The sequence below is a fragment of the Streptomyces sp. NPDC127114 genome, from assembly GCF_042677525.1.
In the GTDB taxonomy this organism is placed as follows: Bacteria; Actinomycetota; Actinomycetes; order Streptomycetales; family Streptomycetaceae; genus Streptomyces.
In genome coordinates this window covers 76,342-93,928 of the sequence record NZ_JBHXTJ010000010.1, presented here as the reverse complement: position 1 = coordinate 93,928, position 17,587 = coordinate 76,342, and the positions used below count along the sequence as shown (strand labels likewise).

Here is a 17,587-nt window from a genome sequence, read left to right as displayed (position 1 = left end):
GGTCGTAGGAACGTGGGAACCGCTCGGTAACCGCCGGACCGTCAGGCGCGCGGCGGACGACCGGGCGCGTCGAGCCAGCGGTACTGCAGCTCGGGGCGGCCGATCTGCCCGTACTGCGGGGCCCGGGCCGCCCGGCCCGCCGTGACCAGGTGCTCCAGGTAGCGGCGGGCGGTGATCCGGGAGATGCCGACGGCCGCGCCCGCCTCCGCAGCCGTGAGCCCGTCGGGCGCGGCCCGCAGCGACCGGGTCACCGCCTCCAGGGTGGGCCCGCTCAGTCCCTTGGGCAGCGCCGCCGGCTGCGGCGCGCGCAGCGTGGCGAGGGCCCGGTCCACCTCGTCCTGGCCCGAGGCCTCACCGGCCGCCGCGCGGAACTCCGCGTACCGGACGAGCCGGTCGCGCAGGGTCGCGAAGGCGAAGGGCTTGAGGACGTACTGGACGACGCCGAGCGACACGCCCTCGCGCACGATCGCGAGGTCACGCGCCGAGGTCACCGCGATGACGTCCGCCGCGTGGCCGGCGGCCCGCAGCGCCCGCAGCAGCTGGAGGCCGTGCCCGTCCGGCAGGTAGAGGTCGAGCAGCAGCAGGTCCACCGGAGTGCGGTCGAGCATCCGCACCGCCTCGGCGCGCGAGTGCGCCACCCCGACCACGCTGAAGCCGGGCACCCGCCCCGCGTACAGGGCGTGCGCGTCGGCGGCGACGGGATCGTCCTCGACCACGAGCACCCGGATGTCCCGGCCCGCCGTCGTCACGCGACCACCTCCGCGCGGGCCGGGGCCAGTGGCACCCGTACGGTGAACTCCGCGCCGCCCAGCGGGGACTGCGCCAGCGTCAGGGTGCCGGAGGCCCGGGTGACGGCCTGCTGGACCAGGGCCAGGCCGAGGCCCCGCCCCGGGCCGCGCGTCGACCAGCCCCGGTCGAGCACGGCGGCCCGGTCCTCGGGGCGCACCCCGGGCCCGCTGTCGCCGACCTGGAGCAGCAGCTCCCCGCCCTCGGCCAGCGCGGTCACCACCACACGGGCCCCCCGCGCCGCCACCTCGGCCCGCGGCTCGGCCGGCCCCCCGGCCGCACGACCGCCGACCGGCGCCACGCACGCCGGCGCCGGGATTCCGGGTGCCGAGGAAGTGTGCCCCGCGAGGGCCGGCTCCGCGTGGGCGGGTTCGGCGTGGGCCGGCGCCGGGATTCCGGGCTCCGCGTGGGCCGGCTCCGCGTGGGCCGGCTCCGGGAGGCCGGCTGCCGGGAGGCCGGGTGCCGTGGAGGTGGACTGCGCGAGGGCCGCTTCCGCGTGGGCGGGTTCGGCGAGGGCCGGCTCCGGGAGGCCGGGTGCCGTGGGTGTCGGCAGGTCGGGTGCCGTGACGGTCGGCGCCGCGAGGGCCGGCTCCGTCTGGGGCTGCGGTGCGAAGGCGGGGGCGCCGACCGCCGCCTCGACCGCGTTGTCGACGAGGTTGCCGAGGATCGTCACCAGGTCGCGGGCCGGCAGCGACACCGGCAGGACGCCGTCGTCTATGCGGCTGTCCTCCGTCAGGACCAGCTCCACGCCCCGTTCGTTGGCCTGGGCCGCCTTGCCCAGAAGAAGGGCGGCGAGGACCGGCTCGCCGACCGCGGTCACCACGCGGTCGGTGAGGGCCTGCGCCAGTTCCAGCTCGGCCGTCGCGAAGCCGACCGCCTCGTCGACGCGGCCCAGCTCGATCAGGGACACCACGGTGTGCAGCCGGTTCGCCGCCTCGTGCGCCTGGGAGCGCAGCGCCTCCGTGAAGCCGCGCTCCGAGTCCAGCTCGCCCGAGAGCGCCTGGAGTTCGGTGCGGTCCCGCAGGGTGACCACCGTGCCGCGACGCTCGCCGCCGACCACCGGGCGGGTGCTGAGCACCAGGACCCGCTCGTCCGTCAGATGCAGCTCGTCCACGCGGGGCTCCGAGGACAGCAGCGCCCCGGTCAACGGCGCCGGGAGCCCGAGCTCCGCCGCCGAGCGGCCCACCACGTCCTCCCCGGCCAGGCCGAGCAGCTCCCGCGCCCCGTCGTTGATCAGCGCGATCCGCCGCTGCCCGTCCAGCATCACCAGGCCCTCGCGCACCGCGTGCAGGGCCGCCTCGTGGTAGTCGTGCATCCGGCTCAGCTCGGTCGCGTTCATGCCCTTGGTGTGCCGGCGGAGCCGCGCGTTGATCACGTACGTGCCCGCCCCGCCGAGCGCCAGGGCCGCGCCCGCCATGCCGAGCAGCGCCGTGACCTGCTCGCGTACCTGCTGGCTGATCCGCTCGATGGTGATGCCGGAACTGACCAGGGCGATCACCCGGCCGCCGTCCCGGTCGTCGAAGACCGGCGCGACCGTGCGCACGGAGGGACCGAGCACGCCCATGTGGGTCTCGGAGAAGGTCTCGCCGCGCACCGCCCGGTCGATGTGCCCGAGGTACGTGCGGCCGATCTGCTCCGGCTCCGGGTGCGTCCAGCGGGTGCCGTCCGGCGCCATGATCACCACGTAGCTGACGCCCGCGTCGCGCCGCAGCGCCTCCGCGTACGGCTGGAGCGAGGCCGTCGGGTCCGTCGTGCCCGCCGCGCGTGCCGCCGCCACCACCGCCGGCGAGGCGGCGACGGCCGTCGCGGTCGCCGTCGACTGGCGGCGCGCGGTCTCCTCCGCCTGGGCGCGGTCCGTCACGTACGCGAAGACGGCGCAGCCGACGACGACCGCGGCCACGAGCACGACCTGCATCGCGAACAGCTGACCCGCGAGGCTGCGGGGACGGGGGAGGCGGAGACGCATGCGAGCAAGTGTGCCTGGGGCGGTGCACGAGCCCGTACGGCGTGCCCGAATCGTTCCGCTAACGAGACGAATGCCCTGCCCAGAGCCTGGCCGGCCGTCCGCCCGAGCCGGAACGGCCCTCCGCGGCCGGCCGGAACGGCAGTCCGCCCCGAGCCGGATTCGCGCCGTCGATCCGTCGGCCGTGAACGAAACGTACGCAAGCGTGACCCCGGTCACAGGCGTGATGGATAGTCGCGGGGATCCACCGGGACGTGGACACCCTGAGTACGAGGAGGACCCCGTGGCCGCAAGACGGGACCGCACCCACTATCTGTATCTGGCCGTGATCGGCGCCGTCCTGCTCGGCATCGTCGTCGGCTTCGTGGCTCCCGGCGTCGCCGTCGAGCTCAAGCCGCTCGGCACCGGCTTCGTCAACCTGATCAAGATGATGATCTCGCCGATCATCTTCTGCACGATCGTGCTCGGCGTCGGTTCCGTGCGCAAGGCCGCCAAGGTCGGCGCCGTCGGCGGCCTCGCCCTCGGCTACTTCCTGGTCATGTCGACCGTCGCCCTCGCCATCGGCCTGGTCGTCGGCAACATCCTGGAGCCCGGCTCCGGCCTCCACCTCACCAAGGACCTCGCCGAGGCCGGCGCCAAGCAGGCCGAGGGCGCGAGCGAGGGCACCGCCGACTTCCTCCTCGGCATCATCCCGAAGACGCTCGTCTCCGCCTTCACCGAGGGCGAGGTGCTGCAGACCCTGCTCGTCGCGCTCCTCGCGGGCTTCGCGCTCCAGGCGATGGGCTCGGCGGGCGAGCCGGTGCTGCGCGGCATCGGGCACATCCAGCGACTGGTCTTCCGCATCCTCGCCATGATCATGTGGGTCGCCCCGGTCGGCGCGTTCGGCGCGATCGCCGCCGTCGTCGGCGCGACCGGCGCCGCCGCCCTGAAGTCGCTCGCCGTCATCATGATCGGCTTCTACGTGACCTGCGCGCTGTTCGTCTTCGTGGTGCTCGGCACGCTGCTGCGGCTGGTCGCCGGCGTGAACATCCTGTCCCTGCTCAGGTACCTGGGCCGCGAGTTCCTGCTGATCCTGTCCACCTCGTCGTCCGAGTCGGCGCTGCCGCGCCTGATCGCGAAGATGGAGCACCTGGGCGTCTCCAAGCCGGTGGTCGGCATCACCGTCCCGACCGGCTACTCCTTCAACCTCGACGGCACCGCGATCTACCTGACGATGGCCTCGCTGTTCGTCGCCGAGGCGATGGGCGACCCGCTGTCGGTCGGCGAGCAGATCTCCCTCCTCGTCTTCATGATCATCGCCTCGAAGGGTGCGGCGGGCGTCACCGGCGCCGGGCTCGCGACCCTCGCGGGCGGCCTTCAGTCGCACCGCCCCGACCTGGTCGACGGCGTCGGCCTGATCGTCGGCATCGACCGCTTCATGAGCGAGGCCCGCGCCCTCACCAACTTCGCGGGCAACGCGGTCGCGACCGTCCTCGTCGGCACCTGGACCAAGGAGATCGACAAGGCGCGGGTCTCCGAGGTCCTGGCCGGCCGCGTCCCCTTCGACGAGACGACGCTGGTCGACGACGGCCACGGCGACCAGTCGGCCGTCCCGGACCAGCGGGCCGACGAGGGCGAGGAGAAGGCCCGCGCCGGCGTCTGACCTGACAGACCCCGGGTCCCGGGTCTTGAGCCGGATCCGGGCCCCGGCAGCGGAACGCCCCCCCGCGTGCGCGAGCGTGCGCAGGGGGCGTTCCGTGTGGCGGCGCCTGCCCGGCGGCGCCTGCCCGGCGGCGCCTGCCCGGCATCCGCCCGCCCGGCGTCCGCGCCGTCGCTCAGGCGTCCAGTTCCGCCAGCTCCTCGGCCGTGAGGGCGAGGTCGGCGGCCTGTGCCGAGTCGCGCGCGGTTTCCGGGCGGCTCGCGCCCGGGATCGGGAGGACGTGGCCGCCCGGGCGGGCCAGCAGCCAGGCGAGGGCGACGCGCTGCGGCGAGACGCCGTGGGCCCGCGCCACCCGGTGGAAGGCGCCGAAGCGCGGGTCCGCCTCCTGCGCGGAGCTTCCGTCGAGCGAGCTGCGGGAGATGCCGCCGAGCGGGCTCCAGGGCAGGAAGGCGAGTCCCAGTTCGGCGCAGAGCCGCAGTTCGGGCTCGCTGTCACGGACCGCCGGCGAGTACCGGTTCTGCACGGACACCAGGTGCTCGCCCAGGATCTCCCGGGCCAGCAGGATCCGGTCGCGGTCCACGTTGGAGACGCCCGCCATCCTGACCGTGCCCGCGTCGATCAACTCCCGTACCGCGCCGAGGGATTCGGCGTACGGAACGGCAGGGTCCGGCTTGTGCAGCTGGTAGAGGCCGATGGTGTCCCCGCCGAGCCGCCGGGCCGAGGCCTCGGCCGCGCGGCGCAGGTGTCCGGGCCTGCCGTCGACGGTCCAGCCTCCGTCGGCGCTCCTCCCGCGTCCGCCCTTGGTGGCGACGAGCACCGCGTCGCGGTCGCCGCCGTACGTGGCGAGGGCGCGGGCCACGAGCCGTTCGTTGGCGCCGGTCTCGCCGCCCGGCGGGTGGTACGAGTCGGCGGTGTCCAGCAGGGTCACGCCGGAGTCCAGGGCGGCGTGGACGGTGGCGAGGGCCCGGGCCTCGTCGGGGTGGCCCTCGATGGACAGCGGCATCGCGCCGAGTCCGATCGCGCCGACGGTCGTGCCGCCGAGCGTGCGGTACCGCATCACGCCTCCGCCTTCCGGTCCGCCGCGATCCCGGAGACCGTTTCGGAAATCGCCTGCCGCAGCCATTGCGAGGAATGCGAGAAGCGATATCCCAGGCTCTCCGCACGAGAATTGTCCATCGCGTACGAACGGGCGAAGGAGAACGGCGACACCTCGCCCACCTCCACCTCCTGGAAGACGGTCCGGCCGCCCACCAGTTCCTCGATCGCGGCGCAGATCTCCGCCGTCGTCAGCGGGCCGTGGGAATGCGCGTTCACCGGCCCGGTGAACGCGGCCTCCGCCGCCCACGCCAGGAACGCGGCGATCTCCTCCACGTACACATAGGTCGCCGCCCGGTTCGCCGCAGGCACCGCGATCGGCTCGCCCGCCGCGATCCGCCGCGCGTAGTGCCCGACCCGGCCGGTGAAGTCGTCCGCGCCGCCGAGGACGTGCGCCACCCGCACCGAGGCCCACGGGAACTCCGCGCCGGCCGCGAACACCGCCTCCGCCTGCCGCTTTCCCTCCCCGTAGTGCGCGTCGACGAACTCCGGGTCCTCCCACGGCAGTCCGAGGTCCACGGGGACGGTCGCCGGATCGACGGCGCCCTCGGCGACCGGAGCGGCCGAGTCCTCGTACTCGTACACCTCCACCGTCGAGGTCATCACATAACGCCGGGTCCTCCCCGCGAAGACCCGCCGCGCGATGTCCGCCTGGCGCGGGGTGTAGCAGACCTGGTCGATCACGACGTCGAATTCCCGCCCCGCGAGAACCCTTTCCAGCGCCGGTTCGTCATTGCGGTCGGCAATCAGCGGAACCGTCCCCGGCGGCGCGGGTACGGAACCGCGGTTGAGAACGGTCACGCGATGTCCGGCGGCGAGCAGCCGCGTGATCAGACGCTTTCCGAAATAGCGCGTCCCGCCGATGATCAGAATCTCCATGCCTCAAGTGTTACGTTGTCGCCTCGCCGACTGAAGGGGGAAACATGGGAGTCCAAGCGGTCGCACCGAAGGAACCACGGCCTGCGCGCCCGGCCACCGTCGAAACGACGGCAGGAGCCTTCGACCCCATCGACCGGCAGATCCTGGACCTCCTCCAGAGCGACGGCCGCATCAAGCTCAGCGAACTCGGCCGCCGCGTCCGGCTCAGCCCGGCCGCCGTCACCGAACGGGTCCGCCGCCTGGAGGCCTGCGGCGCGATCACCGGATACGGCGCGCAGATCGCCCCCGCCCGCCTCGGTTACGGCATCCAGGCCTTCATCCGCGTCAACCCGCACGGCGGCTACAACCTCAAGCACCCGCGCACCCTCGAACTGATCGCCCGCCCCGAGATCCGCGAGGTGCACCACGTGGTGGGCGAGGACTGCTGGATCCTCAAGGTCGCGGTGACCGACACCGTCCACCTGGAGGAGATCCTGGAACAGTCCTCCGCCCTGGGCCGGACCACGACGTCGATCGTGCTGTCCTCACCGGTGGAACGGAAACCGCTGCTCCCGCCCGGGACCTGAGCCCGCCGACGTCCCGGGAATCCCGCGGGGAGTTCGCCGCTTGCCCTGACGCGGACGTCAAGGCTTACGTTCGGAGGCATGCGAATCGGCGAGCTTGCCGAGCGGGCGGGCACGACCACGCGGACTCTGCGCTACTACGAGTCCCGGGGCCTGCTCACCGCCCGGCGTACGGAGAACGGCTACCGCACCTACGACGAGGACGACCTGCGGCTGCTCCAGCAGATCAGGACCCTGCAGGACTTCGGGTTCGAGCTGGAGGAGACGCGGCCGTTCGTGGACTGTCTGCGCGCGGGCCACCCGGCGGGCGACGCGTGCCCCGCGTCCCTCGCCGTCTACCGGCGCAAGCTCGCCGAACTCGACGGGCTCATCGACCAGCTGCAGCGCGTGCGCGCCCAGGTCGGGGCGCAGTTGCTGCGCGCCGAGGCGGAGCTGGCGGGCGGGCCCGAGCCGCGGTGCGAACTCGCGCCCGGACACGACGAGCGGACCGAAACGGGAGGGTGAGGAAGATGATCGCAGCAAAGGGTGTGGCCGAGGTGACCGACGCCGACTTCGAGGCGGAGGTGCTCGGCGCGGACCTGCCGGTCCTCGTGGAGTTCACGGCGGACTGGTGCGGCCCGTGCCGCCAGCTGGCGCCGGTGCTGAGCGCGGTCGCGCAGGAGGAGGCCGGCCGGCTGAAGGTCGTCCAGATCGACGCGGACACCAACCCGGAGACCGTCACCAGGTACGGCGTCCTGTCGATGCCGACCATGCTGGTCTTCCGGGCCGGCGAGCCGGTGAAGTCGATGGTCGGCGCCCGCCCGAAGCGCCGGCTCCTGGAGGAGCTGTCGGATCTGCGCTGACCCCATAACCCGGGTGAGGCGGCGCGGCCGTTCTGCCAGAATCGCTCCGGTGTACGAGACGCATGTGACGGTCCGGTGCCGGACCGAGGCCGAGCGGGACCGGCTCGCCGGCTGGGCCGCGGACCGGGGCCTGAAGCTCACCACCATCGTCCTGGCCCGCGGCCGGACGCCCGTCCAGCCGATGCTGACCCTGCCCGACCGCACCGGTCACCCGCAGGTCGTGGCGGGGCTGCGGGACGCCGGCTTCGAGCCGGTGCGGGTCAAGGTCGAGACGGTGCCGTGGAGCGCGGAGCCCGCGGGCCCGGGCGGCGGCTACTACGAGCACCATCTGAAGCTGGCGCTGCCCGCCGCCTACGACCGGGGCGGGCTCGAAGCCCTCGTCGTGCCGCACGGCGCGCACGTCTCGTGGAACGCCCGCCGGGTCCTCCCGGGCCCGGGCGGACGGCACGAGCGCTTCGTCACCCAGCGGCACCCGGGGCCGGCGGACGCGGCGGGCGTGGCGTGCGACGGGCTGGTGGCCGCGCTGGCCGGGGCGGGGTACGAGGTGGTCGCGGAGGAGCGGGAGTTCGTCCTCTCCGACAGTGACCTGTCGTTGGACGAGGGCTGGCTGGAGGAGGCCGTATGAGCGGGACACAGGACGGGACGCAGGGCGGGCCGGCGGCGGGACTGCCGGGCACGCGGGGCGAGTCCCGCGCCGACTACGAGCGCCGCAGGGACGGGCTGCCGCGCACCCTGACCGCCGGTATCGGCGACGCCGCCCTGCGGCACCAGGTCTTCGACCCGGCTCTCAAGCACTTCGACCGGGCCTTCGGGCCCGGCGACATGGTGATCGAGGACCCGGCGCTGCGGGCCCGCTGGCAGAAGGCCCGCGTCGCGGCCCTCGACCTGGTCCTCGCGGCGGTCGCCGGCTCGCCGTGGGCGGACTCCCTGGTGCTGCGCGGCAGCATGCTGATGTCCGCCTGGTTCGGCGAGGCCGCCCGTACGCCCAAGGACATCGACTTCGTCGTGGTCCCCGAGACCTGGCGCATCGAGGAGCCCCGTACCGCGGACATGCTCGCCGGCATCGCCGAGGCCGCCGAGCGGCTCGCCGAGGAGCGGGGCACGAACCTCTCGATCTCGGCGACCGGCGCCGCCTCCGAGTACATCTGGACGTACGAGCGGGTGCCGGGCCGCCGTCTGGTCGTCCCCTGGACGGCCCCCGGCCTGCCCGGCGGCCAGGTCCAGCTCGACTTCGTCTTCCAGGAACGCCTCCCGACCCCGCCCGGCCCGACCGAGGTCGCCGGGGTCCGACTGATGGCGGCGGACCGCGAACTGTCCCTGGCCTGGAAGCTCATGTGGCTGAGCTGCGACATGTATCCCCAGGCCAAGGACTTGTACGACGCGGTCCTGCTGGCCGAGACGTGCACGATGCCCCTCGCCCTCCTGGAGACGGTGCTGCGCGAGGCGGACGAGTGGCCGGGTTACCGGAACGAGCCGCTGAACCTGGGCATGTTCGAGTCCGTCCTCGGCGAGGTGGACTGGGACGGTTTCGACGACGCCGGGGACCCCGAGGCCCGTCGGGCCCTCGGCACCCGCCTCCTCACCGCGCTCGCCCCGCTCTTCGAGGCGCCCTAGCCGGCCCACAGCGCGGTCGCGTGGCCGTCCACCAACTCCCGCACCCGGTCGAGGAGTTCCCCGACCGGCATCGGGTCCAGCCGTCGTCCGTCCCGCAGCCGTACCGACACCCGGTCGTCGGCCGCCTCCTTCGCGCCGATCACCGCCTGGTACGGGACGAGCCGGGCCGCGCGGACGCGGGCGCCGAGGGTGCCCTGTCCGTGGTCCACGAGCTCGGCGCGCAGGCCGAGTTCGGCGGCGCGGGCGACGAGGCGGGCGGCGGCGTCGTGCTCGTCGTCCGAGACGGGCAGTACGGCGAGCTGGACCGGCGCGAGCCAGGCGGGGAAGGCCCCGGCGTGCTGCTCGACGAGGTGGGCGACGGCGCGTTCGACGCTGCCGATCACGGAGCGGTGGATCATCACGGGGCGGTGCCGGGCGCCGTCGGGGCCGACGTAGTGCAGGTCGAACTGCTCGGGCTGGTGGAAGTCGATCTGGACGGTGGAGAGGGTCGACTCGCGGCCGGCCGGGTCGGCGACCTCCACGTCGATCTTGGGCCCGTAGAACGCGGCCTCGCCCTCCGCCTCCTCGTAGTCGAGCCCGGAGGCGTCGAGGACCTCCCGCAGCAGGGCGATCGACCGCTCCCACTTCTCGGGCGCGGCGACGTACTTGCCGCCGGGACCGGGCAGGGAGAGCCGGTGACGGACCGGCGCGATGCCCATCGCCGCGTGCGCCTTCCGGATCAGTTCGAGGGCGCCGGCGGCCTCCTCGGCGACCTGGTCGAGGGTGCAGAAGATGTGGGCGTCGTTGAGCTGGATGGCCCGCACCCGGGTGAGCCCGCCGAGGACACCGGACAGTTCGGACCGGAACATCCCGCCCAGTTCGGCCATGCGCAAGGGCAGTTCGCGGTAGCTGTGCGCGCGGGAGCGGAAGATGACGGCATGGTGCGGGCAGAGGCTGGGCCGCATCACGAACTGCTCCCCGCCGACGTCCATCGGCGGGAACATGTCCTCGCTGTAGTGCGCCCAGTGTCCGGAGATCTCGTACAGCTCGCGCTTCCCGAGCACGGGCGAGTACACGTGCCGGTACCCGGCCCGCCGCTCGGCCTCGCGTACGTACTCCTCCAGCGCCTGCCGTACGGCGGCCCCGTCGGGCAGCCAGTACGGCAGCCCGGCGCCGATCAGCGGATCGGTGTCGAACAGCTCCAGCTCGCGGCCGAGCCTGCGGTGGTCGACGGCGTTCGGGGACTCGCTCATGGTCGTTCCTCGTTTCGACGGGTGGGCGAGTCCCCGGCCGGCACGACGAAGCCCCGGGGCACTCGCCCCGGGGCTTCGGACAAAGACAGCTGTCAGCGCGCCGGGACACTCTCCGGCGTCGTCGTGAGATCGGCAGCGCGCTTCATGCCCCGGACGCTAGCAGGGCCCCGGCCGCCCCCGCATCCGGTTATCCGCGCGGTGCGAGCACGTTCCGTACGTCGGCGAAGGCCGCCTCGCTCAGCAGCGGCCGCCAGCGGGTGAAGAGCCGCAGCAGCGGGTCTCCCCAGCGGGTGCGGAATTCGGGGTTCACCGCCGCCAGGTCCAGTTCGTTGGCCGCGGTGATTTCGGCGAAGTCCGCCCGCTGCCGGTCGGTCGGGGTGAAGGTCTCGTCCGTGAAACGGTCGCGGAAGGGGCCGGCCGGGTCGGGCAGTGCGGGGTACGAGAAGTCGCGGTCGCAGCTCGCGTAGAAGTGGACCAGGTTCTCCGCCTCCTCGCCGATCGCTGCCGCCAGCTCCGGCCGGCGCTCCAGGGGGAGCAGGCTTTCGGCGAAGCCGTCCGTATGGGGACACGAAAACACCCCGGACTAGAATTGACAGCCGGGGTGATGTTCCACGTATATTAGTGAGTTCCGTTTCCGGGCGCACCGGAAACGCGGAGCACTTCACTAAAAGTACCGTATCGCGCCGGGAGTCGAATTGTCAACCGAAGAATTTCGGAACGAGCAGAAATTCATCACCGAGCTTTACGCACGACTCGACGACCTGCGGGACCAGGCCGAGGCCGGTGTCGCGGCGGCGCTCGGCACGCCCGGTGCGGGCAACGCCCAGGCGCGGCTCGAGCGCGATGTGCTCGTCGCCGAACAGTCCGGCCTGCTCGCCGCCCTGAACGCGGGCGAGAGCGGCCTCTGCTTCGGGCGGCTCGTCTTCCGGGACGGGCGCGACCACCACATCGGGCGGATCGGGATCCGCGAGGACGACGCCCACCGCACGCCCCTCGTCGTCGACTGGCGCGCCGACGTCGCCCGGCCCTTCTACCTCGCCACCGGCTACGAGCCCATGGGCCTCCGGCGCCGCCGGCACATCACCACCCAGGGCCGCGAGGTGGTCTCGCTCCACGACGAGGTGCTCGACCTCCACGACTCCACCCGCACCGGCCACGAGAACCGCGACGCCGACGAGGTCCTGCTCGCCGCCCTCGACGCCGCCCGCACCGGCCGCATGCACGACATCGTGCAGACCATCCAGGCCGAGCAGGACGCCATCATCCGCTCCCCGCACCGCGGCGTCCTCGTCGTCGAGGGCGGGCCGGGGACGGGGAAGACCGCGGTCGCCCTGCACCGTGCCGCCTATCTGCTCTACGCGCACCGCGAGCAGCTCGCCCGGCGCGCCGTGCTCATCGTCGGCCCCAACCCCGCCTTCCTCGGCTACATCGGCAACGTCCTGCCCTCCCTCGGCGAGACCGGCGTGCTGCTCACCACCCCCGGCGAGCTCTTCCCCGGCGTCCGCGCCACCGGCACGGACACTCCCCGCGCCGCCGCCGTCAAGGGCTCGCTCCGCATGGCCGAGGCGCTGGCCGCCGCCGTACGCGACCGGCAGCAGGTGCCCGAGCGCGGCGAGCCGCTGATCGTCCCGCACGAGGACGGCGACCTGGTCATCGACTGGGACATGGCCCTGGAGGCCCGCCACAAGGCCCGCGAGACCTTCCTGCCGCACAACCTGGCCCGCCCCTACTTCGTCTTCGCGATCCTCGACGCGCTCGCCGAACAGCTCGCCGACCGCATCGGCGCCGACCCCTACGGCGGCCCCAACTTCCTCGGCCCCGACGACCTGGCCCTCCTCGCCAAGGGCGTCGCCGCCAACCCCGAAGTGCACGCCGCCCTCGACACCCTCTGGCCGCCGCTCACCCCGCAGGAGTTCCTGGCCGACTACCTCGCCGAGCCCACCCACCTCGACGACGAGGAGGACCTGGCGGCCATCCGGCGGGCCGACGGCGCGGCCTGGACGGCCGCGGACGTGCCGCTGCTCGACGAGGCAGCCGAGCTGCTCGGCGAGGACGACTCCGCCGCCCGCGCCGCCCAGGAGGCCGAGCGGCAGAAGCAGATCCAGTACGCGCAGGGCGTCCTCGACGTGTCGTACGCCTCCCGCACCTACGAGTTCGAGGACAAGGAGGAGGTCGACAAGGACGCCTCCGAGGTGCTGTCCGCGCACGACATCATCGACGCCGAGCGCTTCGCCGAACGGCACGAGGAGGCCGACCACCGCAGCGCCGCCGAACGCGCCGCCGCCGACCGCACCTGGGCCTTCGGGCACATCATCGTCGACGAGGCCCAGGAGCTCTCCGCGATGCTGTGGCGGCTCCTCATGCGCCGCAGCCCCACCCGCTCCATGACCCTGGTCGGCGACCCGGCGCAGACCGGCGACCCGGCCGGTGTCGGCGCGTGGGACGAGATCCTCGCGCCGTACGTGGAGGACCGCTGGGAGCTGGTCAGGCTCGGCGTCAACTACCGCACCCCGGCCGAGATCATGGCCGTCGCCGCGGACGTGCGCCGGGAGGACGACCCGGAGTTCGAGCCGCCGAGCTCCGTCCGCTCCACGGGCGTGGCGCCCTGGGACCGCGCCGTGGAGGACCCGGTGAAGGAGACCGCCGACGCGGTGGCGGCGGAGCTGCGGCCCGAGGGCCGGCTCGCCGTCATCGCGCCCGCCGCGCTGCACCCGGAGCTGATCGCCGCCCTGCCCGGCGCCTCCTACGGGCCGAAGCCCGACCTGACCCGGCCGCTCGTCCTGCTCGACCCGCGCCAGGCCAAGGGCCTCGAGTTCGACACGGTCCTCGTCGTCGACCCGGACGGCATCCGGGCCGGCGCCACGCACGGCACCAACGACCTGTACGTGGCGCTGACCCGGGCCACCCAGCGCCTGGGCGTGATCAGGCGGGCCTGAGCCTCATGCCGGCCTGAGCCACACGGTCGCCAGCGGCGGCAGCGTCATCCGCACGCTCGCCGCCCGGCCGTGCCACGGCACCGACTCGGTCTTCACCGGGTCGGTGGCCACCACGCCGCTGCCGCCGTACCGCACCGCGTCCGTGTTCAGCACCTCCGACCAGGCCGCGAAGGTGTCCGGCACCCCCAGCCGGTAGTCGTGCCGCACCACCGGCGAGAAGTTGCACACCGCGAGCAGCGGCGAGCCGATCGCGTCGAAGCGCAGGAACGCGAAGACGTTGTCCTCCACCGCGTCGCCCGCGACCCACTGGAAGCCCTCCGGCGAGGTGTCCCGCTCCCACAGCGACGGCGTCGCCGTGTACACCGTGTTCAGGTCGCGCACCAGGTCCCGTACGCCCCGGTGGTCGCCGGCCGAGTGGTACGTCTCGTCCATCAGCCACCACTCGGGGCCGTGCTCCGCCGACCACTCCGCGCCCTGCGCGAACTCCTGCCCCATGAAGAGCAGTTGCTTGCCGGGATGGGCCCACATGAAGCCCAGGTAGGCGCGGTGGTTGGCGCGCCGCTGCCACCAGTCGCCCGGCATCTTCGACACCAGGGCCTGCTTGCCGTGCACGACCTCGTCGTGGGAGATCGGCAGGATGTAGTTCTCGCTGTACGCGTACACCATCGAGAAGGTCATCTCGTGGTGGTGGTACTTGCGGTGCACCGGGTCCTTCGCGACGTAGCCGAGGGAGTCGTGCATCCAGCCCATGTTCCACTTCATGCCGAAGCCGAGCCCGCCGAAGCCGCCCGGTCCCACCTGGTCGGTCGGCCGGGTCACGCCGTCCCAGGCGGTCGACTCCTCGGCGAAGGTGATCACTCCGGGGCAGCGCTTGTACACGGTGGCGTTCATCTCCTGGAGGAAGGCCACCGCGTCCAGGTTCTCCCTGCCGCCGAACTCGTTCGGCAGCCACTCGCCGCCCTCGCGCGAGTAGTCCAGGTACAGCATCGACGCGACCGCGTCGACCCGCAGGCCGTCGAGGTGGAACTGCTCGCACCAGTACACCGCGTTGGCGACGAGGAAGTTCCGCACCTCCTTGCGGCCGTAGTCGAACTCGAGCGTGCCCCAGTCCGGGTGCGCCGAACGGCGCGGGTCCTCGTGCTCGTACAGCGGACGCCCGTCGAACTCGGCGAGGGCCCAGTCGTCGCGCGGGAAGTGCGCCGGCACCCAGTCCATCAGGACGCCGATCCCGGCCCGGTGCAGCGCGTCCACCAGGTGGCGGAAGTCGTCCGGGGTGCCCAGGCGGGCCGTCGGCGCGTAGAAGCCGGTGACCTGGTAGCCCCACGAGCCGTGGAAGGGATGCTCGGCGACGGCCATGAACTCCACGTGCGTGAAGCCGAGATCGCGGACGTACGCGGGCAGCTGCTCGGCAAGCTGGCGGTACGTCAGGCCGGGCCGCCAGGAGGGCAGGTGGACCTCGTACACGGACAGCGGCGCCTCGTGGTGCGGCCGCGCGCCGCGCCGCGCCATCCACTCCGCGTCCTGCCACACGTGGTGGTCGGCGGTGACGACGGAGGCGGTGTTCGGCGGGCACTCGGTGCGGCGGGCCATCGGGTCGGCGCGCAGCGTGTGCGAGCCGTCCGGGCGGGCGATGTCGAACTTGTAGACCGCGCCCTCTCCGATGCCCGGCACGAACAGCTCCCACACGCCGGTCGCGCCGAGGGAGCGCATCGGCAGCGCGGTGCCGTCCCAGTACGTCCAGTCGCCGGTGACGCGGACGCCGCGGGCGTTCGGCGCCCACACCGTGAACCGGGTGCCGGTCACCCCCTGGTGGGTCATGACCCGGGCGCCGAGCGCCGTCCACAGCTCCTCGTGGCGGCCCTCGCCGATCAGGTGCAGGTCGAGCTCGCCGAGCGCGGGCAGGAAGCGGTACGGGTCGTCGACGGCCAGCTCGTCGCCGTCGTAGCGGACGCGGAGCTCGTACGCGGGAACCTTGCGCAGCAGCGGGACGAGGGCGGAGAAGATGCCGTCGCCCTCGTCGTGGAGCTCGACGCGCCGCCCCTTGGGGAGCAGCACGGCGACCGACTTCGCCCACGGGCGCAGCACCCGCACGGCGATCCCGCCCTTCACCGGGTGCGCGCCGAGCAGCCCGTGCGGGTCGTGGTGCTCACCGGCGAGCAGCCGGGCCCGGTCGCCCGGGTCGAGCGGGGGCGCCTGGCGCACGGCGGCCCGGTCCGGCGTGGCCTCCGCCCGGGGAGCGGGCGTCTTCGGCTTGCGGGCTGTCCTGCCTGCGGATCGGGCGGTCACGGGGATGCCTCCTGGAGGGGGGAGAGGGGGATGGGCAGAGGGGGGTGGGTGGAGTCCACCGGGCGCACCCGGCGGATTCCACGCAAGCGCAACGGCGCCGGAAGCGCACCGGACACTCGGCCGAACGGGCCCCGTCCGGTGCCCCGCAGGCGGGACGCGGCCGCGTCCCGGCCGGGACTGGGCCGAACGGGGGATGCCCGCCGGACGGGTGACCGCCCGGCGGGCGCCGTGGTCATGCGCGGGTCGCCAGGCGCTCGATGGCCGCCATCGGGACCGGCAGCCAGTCCGGGCGGTGGCGGGCCTCGTACACGACCTCGTAGACCGCCTTGTCGGTCTCGTAGGCGTGCAGCAGCGCCGGGTGGTCGCGCGGGTCCGTGCCCGCGGCCTCGGCGTAGCCGGTGCAGTAGGCGGCCCGGCAGCGGGCCGCCCACTCGGCGTTCCAGGGCCGGTGGGTACGGGCCGCGTAGTCGAAGGAACGGAGCATGCCGGCGATGTCGCGGACCGGCGGCTGCGGGCTGCGCCGCTCGTCCAGCGACTTCGCCGGCTCGCCCTCGAAGTCGATCACCGCCCAGGCCCCGTCGGAGCCGCGCAGCGTCTGTCCGAGGTGCAGGTCGCCGTGGATCCGCTGGAGCGGACCCGCGCCCAGCGCGTCGCCGGCCGCCGCGAACACCGCCCGCAGCCCCGGCACGTACGGCAGGAGCGCCGGCACCGCCTGGGCGGCGGCGTGCAGCCGGGCGTCCATCGCGGCGGCCAGGTGCGCGGCCCGGTCGCGCCGGATCCGTTCGGTGGGCAGGGCGGTGGCGAGGGCGAGATGGACCTCGGCCGTGGCCCGGCCGAGCGCGCGGGCCTCGGTGGTGAACTCCCGCCCGTCGGCGAGCGCGTCGAGGGCGAGCCGCCACCCGTCGCGCGAGCCGCGCAGGTACGGCTGCAGGACGCCCAGGGTGGCGGCGCCCGTCTCGAACCAGGCCACCGGCGCCGGGACCCGTTCGCAGCCCGCCCCGGCGAGGGCGAGCGGCAGTTCCAGGTCCGGATTGGCGCCCGGGCTGACCCGTCGGAAGATCTTGAGGATGAACGAATCTCCGTAGACCAGCGACGAGTTCGACTGTTCCGCGTCCAGCATCCGGGGCGCGAGCGCCGGTGGCAGCGGGGCCGTGGCGTGGAAGCGCAGCGGGCCGGTCCGGCCGGGGCTGCGCAGCCGTTCGTAGAGCAGGCCGGCGAGGCGCGGGTCGCGCAGTCCCTCGTAGACGGCCCGTCCGGCGAGCGGGCCCTGGCGGATCCGCCCGATCAGGGCGGGGGCCAGGCGCGGCGGCAGCTGGGGCCGTACGCCGAGGAGCAACTGGTAGCAGTCGGCGGGTGTTCCGGCCGGGCGGCCCGGCTGTTCGACCCGTACGAGCAGATGGAGGAGTCCGGGTCCGGTGCCGTCCAGCGGCAGCAGCTCGGTGGCCGCGTCCAGGGTGAACCCGGTGACCCGGCGGCCCTTGCCGGCGAACCAGCGCTGCCGGGGCAGCCAGGTGTGCAGCAAGGGTGTGAGCGAGGCGAGGAGGGCGTCCGGGGCCCGGGTGGTGGATGCGGTCTCCGGCATGGCATCGCGTCCTTTCCCCGGGGTGCGCAAGGGGTATCCGTAAGCGTTCAAATGCGCAGAGTGTCCCGGATGGCGGCTTCGGCTGTCCGGCTGTGCGGGACGTGTCGGAAGGGGAAGATCCGTATGGGCCCGACAAGAAGGCCCGTATGGACCTGAGGTGACCTGAATCG

Annotated in this window: 15 protein-coding genes; 7 read left to right on the top strand and 8 right to left on the bottom strand. The window is 73.6% G+C overall.

The window, feature by feature from the left end; all coding sequences use genetic code 11:
- Positions 1–41 precede the first annotated feature (41 nt).
- Both ACFVGS_RS13335 and ACFVGS_RS13330 read right to left on the bottom strand, forming a co-directional pair.
- Positions 42–749, bottom strand: coding sequence for a response regulator (locus ACFVGS_RS13335; protein WP_385692536.1), 708 nt, complete (start codon positions 747–749; stop codon positions 42–44).
- Positions 746–2,752 (bottom strand): ATP-binding protein, encoded by a 2,007-nt coding sequence (locus ACFVGS_RS13330; protein ID WP_385692535.1) that lies wholly within the window; start codon positions 2,750–2,752, stop codon positions 746–748. Before ACFVGS_RS13330 ends, ACFVGS_RS13335 begins: the two co-directional genes overlap by 4 nt.
- A 223-nt stretch (positions 2,753–2,975) precedes the next feature.
- Between ACFVGS_RS13330 and ACFVGS_RS13325 the strand changes: the two genes are divergently transcribed.
- Positions 2,976–4,391, top strand: coding sequence for a cation:dicarboxylate symporter family transporter (locus ACFVGS_RS13325; RefSeq protein WP_385692534.1), 1,416 nt, complete (start codon positions 2,976–2,978; stop codon positions 4,389–4,391).
- A 172-nt stretch (positions 4,392–4,563) separates the two neighbouring features.
- Here the strand turns inward: ACFVGS_RS13325 and ACFVGS_RS13320 are convergent, their stop codons facing one another.
- Positions 4,564–5,445: an aldo/keto reductase gene (locus tag ACFVGS_RS13320; RefSeq protein ID WP_384413504.1), complete on the bottom strand. Its 882-nt coding sequence runs from the start codon at positions 5,443–5,445 to the stop codon at positions 4,564–4,566.
- Positions 5,445–6,362 (bottom strand): NAD-dependent epimerase/dehydratase family protein, encoded by a 918-nt coding sequence (locus tag ACFVGS_RS13315; protein WP_384413501.1) that lies wholly within the window; start codon positions 6,360–6,362, stop codon positions 5,445–5,447. The genes ACFVGS_RS13320 and ACFVGS_RS13315 overlap by 1 nt, the downstream gene beginning before the upstream one ends.
- A gap of 44 nt (positions 6,363–6,406) precedes the next feature.
- Here ACFVGS_RS13315 and ACFVGS_RS13310 point away from each other — a divergent pair, with 44 nt between their 5' ends.
- The 5 genes from ACFVGS_RS13310 to ACFVGS_RS13290 all read left to right on the top strand — a co-directional run bounded on the left by ACFVGS_RS13310 (position 6,407) and on the right by ACFVGS_RS13290 (position 9,381).
- The gene (locus ACFVGS_RS13310; RefSeq protein WP_385692533.1) at positions 6,407–6,928 is read left to right on the top strand and encodes an Lrp/AsnC family transcriptional regulator; all 522 of its coding nucleotides are present in this window, start codon (positions 6,407–6,409) and stop codon (positions 6,926–6,928) included.
- A gap of 78 nt (positions 6,929–7,006) precedes the next feature.
- Positions 7,007–7,429: a MerR family transcriptional regulator gene (locus tag ACFVGS_RS13305; RefSeq protein ID WP_384413495.1), complete on the top strand. Its 423-nt coding sequence runs from the start codon at positions 7,007–7,009 to the stop codon at positions 7,427–7,429.
- Between the two features lie 5 nt (positions 7,430–7,434).
- Positions 7,435–7,767, top strand: a complete 333-nt coding sequence (gene trxA / locus ACFVGS_RS13300) for a thioredoxin (protein ID WP_384413493.1) — start codon at positions 7,435–7,437, stop codon at positions 7,765–7,767.
- A 49-nt stretch (positions 7,768–7,816) separates the two neighbouring features.
- Positions 7,817–8,392 (top strand): hypothetical protein, encoded by a 576-nt coding sequence (locus ACFVGS_RS13295; RefSeq protein WP_384413490.1) that lies wholly within the window; start codon positions 7,817–7,819, stop codon positions 8,390–8,392.
- The gene (locus tag ACFVGS_RS13290) at positions 8,389–9,381 is read left to right on the top strand and encodes a nucleotidyl transferase AbiEii/AbiGii toxin family protein (RefSeq protein ID WP_385692532.1); all 993 of its coding nucleotides are present in this window, start codon (positions 8,389–8,391) and stop codon (positions 9,379–9,381) included. The genes ACFVGS_RS13295 and ACFVGS_RS13290 overlap by 4 nt, the downstream gene beginning before the upstream one ends.
- On the opposite strand, the gene thrS is transcribed toward ACFVGS_RS13290, so the two are convergent.
- Both thrS and ACFVGS_RS13280 read right to left on the bottom strand, forming a co-directional pair.
- Positions 9,378–10,613, bottom strand: coding sequence for a threonine--tRNA ligase (gene thrS / locus ACFVGS_RS13285; protein WP_385692531.1), 1,236 nt, complete (start codon positions 10,611–10,613; stop codon positions 9,378–9,380). The two genes, ACFVGS_RS13290 and thrS, sit on opposite strands and share 4 nt — an antisense overlap.
- Before the next feature lie 187 nt (positions 10,614–10,800).
- Positions 10,801–11,190 carry a DUF6817 domain-containing protein gene (locus ACFVGS_RS13280; RefSeq protein WP_385692530.1) on the bottom strand — a complete coding sequence of 130 codons (390 nt, stop codon included), beginning with the start codon at positions 11,188–11,190 and terminating at the stop codon, positions 10,801–10,803.
- A gap of 118 nt (positions 11,191–11,308) precedes the next feature.
- Here ACFVGS_RS13280 and ACFVGS_RS13275 point away from each other — a divergent pair, with 118 nt between their 5' ends.
- Entirely contained in the window at positions 11,309–13,549 is a 2,241-nt protein-coding gene (locus tag ACFVGS_RS13275; protein ID WP_384413479.1) for a HelD family protein, read from the top strand.
- Between the two features lie 3 nt (positions 13,550–13,552).
- Here the strand turns inward: ACFVGS_RS13275 and glgB are convergent, their stop codons facing one another.
- Positions 13,553–15,835 (bottom strand): 1,4-alpha-glucan branching enzyme, encoded by a 2,283-nt coding sequence (glgB, locus tag ACFVGS_RS13270; RefSeq protein WP_384413476.1) that lies wholly within the window; start codon positions 15,833–15,835, stop codon positions 13,553–13,555.
- A gap of 232 nt (positions 15,836–16,067) precedes the next feature.
- A complete protein-coding gene (locus ACFVGS_RS13265; RefSeq protein ID WP_384413473.1) occupies positions 16,068–17,417 on the bottom strand; it encodes a maltokinase in 1,350 nt (449 codons plus the stop codon).
- Positions 17,418–17,587 lie beyond the last annotated feature (170 nt).